This is a genomic window from Mesorhizobium sp. M7A.F.Ca.CA.003.01.2.1 (genome assembly GCF_003998945.1).
Taxonomy (GTDB): Bacteria; Pseudomonadota; Alphaproteobacteria; order Rhizobiales; family Rhizobiaceae; genus Mesorhizobium; species Mesorhizobium ciceri.
In genome coordinates this window covers 1-3,447 of the sequence record NZ_RZRA01000622.1, presented here as the reverse complement: position 1 = coordinate 3,447, position 3,447 = coordinate 1, and the positions used below count along the sequence as shown (strand labels likewise).

The 3,447-nt window shown below is 62.4% G+C and carries 3 protein-coding genes and 1 pseudogene; 2 read left to right on the top strand and 2 right to left on the bottom strand.

The window, feature by feature from the left end; genetic code table 11:
• Positions 1-48: 48 nt before the first annotated feature.
• Positions 49-447, bottom strand: a complete 399-nt coding sequence (locus EN969_RS22440; protein WP_013531418.1) for a chlorophyllide reductase subunit BchY — start codon at positions 445-447, stop codon at positions 49-51.
• A 96-nt stretch (positions 448-543) separates the two neighbouring features.
• Here EN969_RS22440 and EN969_RS22435 point away from each other — a divergent pair, with 96 nt between their 5' ends.
• Both EN969_RS22435 and EN969_RS22430 read left to right on the top strand, forming a co-directional pair.
• Positions 544-1,122, top strand: coding sequence for a DUF2975 domain-containing protein (locus tag EN969_RS22435; protein ID WP_063168071.1), 579 nt, complete (start codon positions 544-546; stop codon positions 1,120-1,122).
• Positions 1,123-1,135: 13 nt separating this feature from the next.
• Positions 1,136-1,348: a helix-turn-helix transcriptional regulator gene (locus EN969_RS22430; protein WP_013531416.1), complete on the top strand. Its 213-nt coding sequence runs from the start codon at positions 1,136-1,138 to the stop codon at positions 1,346-1,348.
• 65 nt (positions 1,349-1,413) lie between these two features.
• Here EN969_RS22430 and EN969_RS22425 read toward each other — a convergent pair.
• Positions 1,414-3,447 (bottom strand): annotated as a pseudogene (locus tag EN969_RS22425) (DNA-directed RNA polymerase subunit beta'); the annotation flags it as partial.

The following is a 3,447-nucleotide window of genomic DNA, read 5'->3' as shown; positions in this document are numbered from 1 at the left end:
TCGCGCGACAGGATTGTCGCGCGACTGAGAACCAGCGGATCGCCAGGCTCAATTCCTGGTCCTGCAACCGGCACGCTTGACCATGTCGGCAATGATCAGTGGCGTCGCCGGTGTCTGAGACCAGTTACCCTGACGAGGGGCGCCCGCTTCAAGGGCGGCGCGCACCGCTCGTGTATCCAGGCTGAAAGAACTCTTGCAGGAAACGAGGCCGCCATTGCCGATCGTGTCGGCGATCACGCCGGCGGCTTCGCCAACCCCGGCGACATAGGCGACCAGCGTTTGCCTGGCGACCGGGCTGGTGTCGGCCTTGTCGAGCATTTCCATCACCTGCCCCACCGATATCCGGCCTGTCGCGGTCGACGGGAGGGCGATGGCAGCAAAAGGCGTTATGGACGCGGCGACAATCGCGATGGCTGCCACGGCAATCCGGCGTTTGAACGAAGGCATAGGTTTCTCCTGTGATGAGGAATTGACAAGAATCATCATTACGCATAAACAAATTATTGTAAAACGATAATTCATTACAATGGAGTGATAACGGCGATGATTGAACCTGTCATCACGGCTGTCCCTGCCGATCCTGCCCGCCAGCTTAGATTGAGACGCATCCGACTTTTCAGCCTAGTGCTGGCGAGGTGTTTTGTCGTCCTCGCCATATTGCTGACCATCGGTCTGCTGTTCTACTGGCTCAGCGTCTCCGCCAGTTCGATCGCGGCCGATGCGCAAATCCCACAGGAATGGCTGAGCGAGCTTGGCCTCGGTCGAAGACTGGTCGGGTTCGCGATCTCGTTCGTGCCGCTTGCCTGCCTCGTCTTCGCGCTCATGGCCGCAAGGCGCTGCTTCGGCGCTTTCGCGTCCGGCAACTTCTTCGGTCAGGGCGCCATCAGCAATTTGCGATACTTTGGCCTCGGCCTGCTGGCATCCGCCTTGCTGAAACCGGTTTCGGCGGCGGCATTGTCCGTTCTGCTCAGCTGGGACGCGCCTGCCGGCCAGCACCGGCTGACGCTCGGTCTCGACAGCGACACGATGCTGACCTTGCTGGCAGCTTGCATCGTCGCTGTCATCACCTGGGTCATGGCCGAGGCATCGGCACTCGCCGAAGAAAACGCGCAATTCATCTGATGAGGATCAGCTCATGCCCATAAGGGTCAGGCTCAATGTCGTCCTCGCCGAACGAAACGTGAAGTCAAAGGACCTGGCCGAATATGTCGGCATCACCGAGGCCAATCTTTCCCTTTTGAAGCAGGGAAAGGTCAAGGGTATCCGGTTCGACACGCTGGAGCGCATCTGCGACTATCTCGACTGTCAGCCGGGCGATCTGCTTCGCTTCGAGAGGGTGTCCGAATAGCACAAAGAAATAGGCCGCCGGGTTGCCCCGACGGCCTTATTGCCTGAGATCGTTGCCGTCCGCGCTTACTGCGCGGCGGTGGTCATGTCGGCCAGCATCGGCTCGGCGACTTCCGCACCCGAGGCCTTGCGGCGCTCGTCGATGATCAGTTCGTCGCGCGAGGTGGCGATGCGCCGGATCTGGCTCATCGTGCCGCCGGTACCGGCCGGGATCAACCGGCCGACGATGACGTTTTCCTTCAAGCCCTGCAGCATGTCGGTCTTGCCGGCAACGGCAGCTTCCGTCAGCACTCGCGTCGTCTCCTGGAAGGAGGCGGCCGAGATGAAGGACGGCGTCTGCAGCGATGCCTTGGTGATGCCGAGCAGCACCGGCAGGCCTTCGGCCGGCTTCTTGCCGTCCTCGACCAGACGCTCGTTGACCTCTTCCAGTTCGATCACGTCGACATGATCGCCCGGGATGTAGGTCGAATCGCCCTGCACCGTGATCTCGACCTTCTGCAGCATCTGGCGAACGATCACCTCGATGTGCTTGTCGTTGATCGACACGCCCTGCAGACGGTAGACTTCCTGGATCTCGTTGACGAGGTAGGAAGCAAGTGCCTCCACGCCCTTGATCGCCAGGATGTCGTGCGGCGCCGGGTTGCCGTCGAGGATGTAGTCGCCCTTCTCGATGACGTCGCCGTCCTGGAGATGGAACGGCTTGCCCTTCGGGATCAGGTATTCGACCGGCTCAAGCGTCGAGTCATGCGGCTCGATGATGATGCGACGCTTGTTCTTGTAGTCGCGGCCGAAGCGGATCGTGCCGTCGATCTCGGCGATGATGGCGTGATCCTTCGGACGACGTGCCTCGAACAGCTCGGCAACACGCGGCAGACCGCCGGTGATGTCCTTGGTCTTGGCGCTTTCCATCGGAATACGCGCCAAAACGTCGCCGGGGCGAACCTGCGAACCCGGCTCGACCGAAAGAATGGCCTCGACCGAGAGCAGGAAGCGGGCGTCGCCGCCCTTGGACAGCTTGCCGACCTTGCCCTTGGCGTCCTGGATCGCAATCGCCGGCTTCAGGTCGTTGCCACGTGGCGTCGAGCGCCAGTCGATGACCTCACGCTTGGTGATGCCGGTCGACTCGTCGGCCGTTTCCTGAACGGAAATGCCGTCGACCAGATCCTCGTACGACACCCTGCCCTCGATTTCGGTGAGGACCGGACGCGTGTAGGGATCCCACTCGGCGATACGCTGGCCGCGCTTCACCTTGTCACCATCGTCCACGAAGATGCGCGAACCATAGGTGAGACGGTGCGAGGCGCGCTCCTTGCCGGCTTCGTCGAGGATCAGCACCGCCATGTTGCGGCCCATGACCATCTGCTGGCCGTCGGAGTTGCGCACCACGTTGCGGTTGCGGATCTCGACCTTGCCCTCATACGAGGCTTCAAGGAACGAGCTGTCCACCACCTGCGCGGTACCGCCCATGTGGAAGGTACGCATGGTGAGCTGGGTGCCCGGCTCGCCGATCGACTGCGCCGCGATGACGCCGACGGCTTCGCCCTGGTTGACCGGGGTGCCGCGGGCCAGATCGCGACCGTAGCAGACCGCGCAGACGCCAACCCTGACTTCGCAAGTCAGTGCCGAGCGGATGCGGACCGACTGGACGCCGGCCTTTTCGATCTGTTCCACGTCACGCTCGTCCATCAGCGTTCCGGCCTTGACCAGGATCTCGCCCGACACCGGATGGGTGATGTCGTCGAGCGACGTACGGCCCAGCACGCGCTGGCCGACCGAAGCAACGACCTGACCGGCATCGACGATCGGCTGCATGGTGAGGCCCTTGTCGGTGCCGCAGTCGACGGAGTTGACGATGCAGTCCTGCGCCACGTCGACCAGACGACGGGTGAGGTAACCCGAGTTCGCCGTCTTCAAGGCGGTGTCGGCCAGACCCTTGCGGGCGCCGTGGGTCGAGTTGAAGTACTCGAGCACGGTCAGGCCTTCCTTGAAGTTCGAGATGATCGGCGTCTCGATGATTTCACCCGACGGCTTGGCCATAAGGCCGCGCATGCCGGCAAGCTGGCGCATCTGGGTGGGCGAGCCACGCGCACCGGAGTGCGA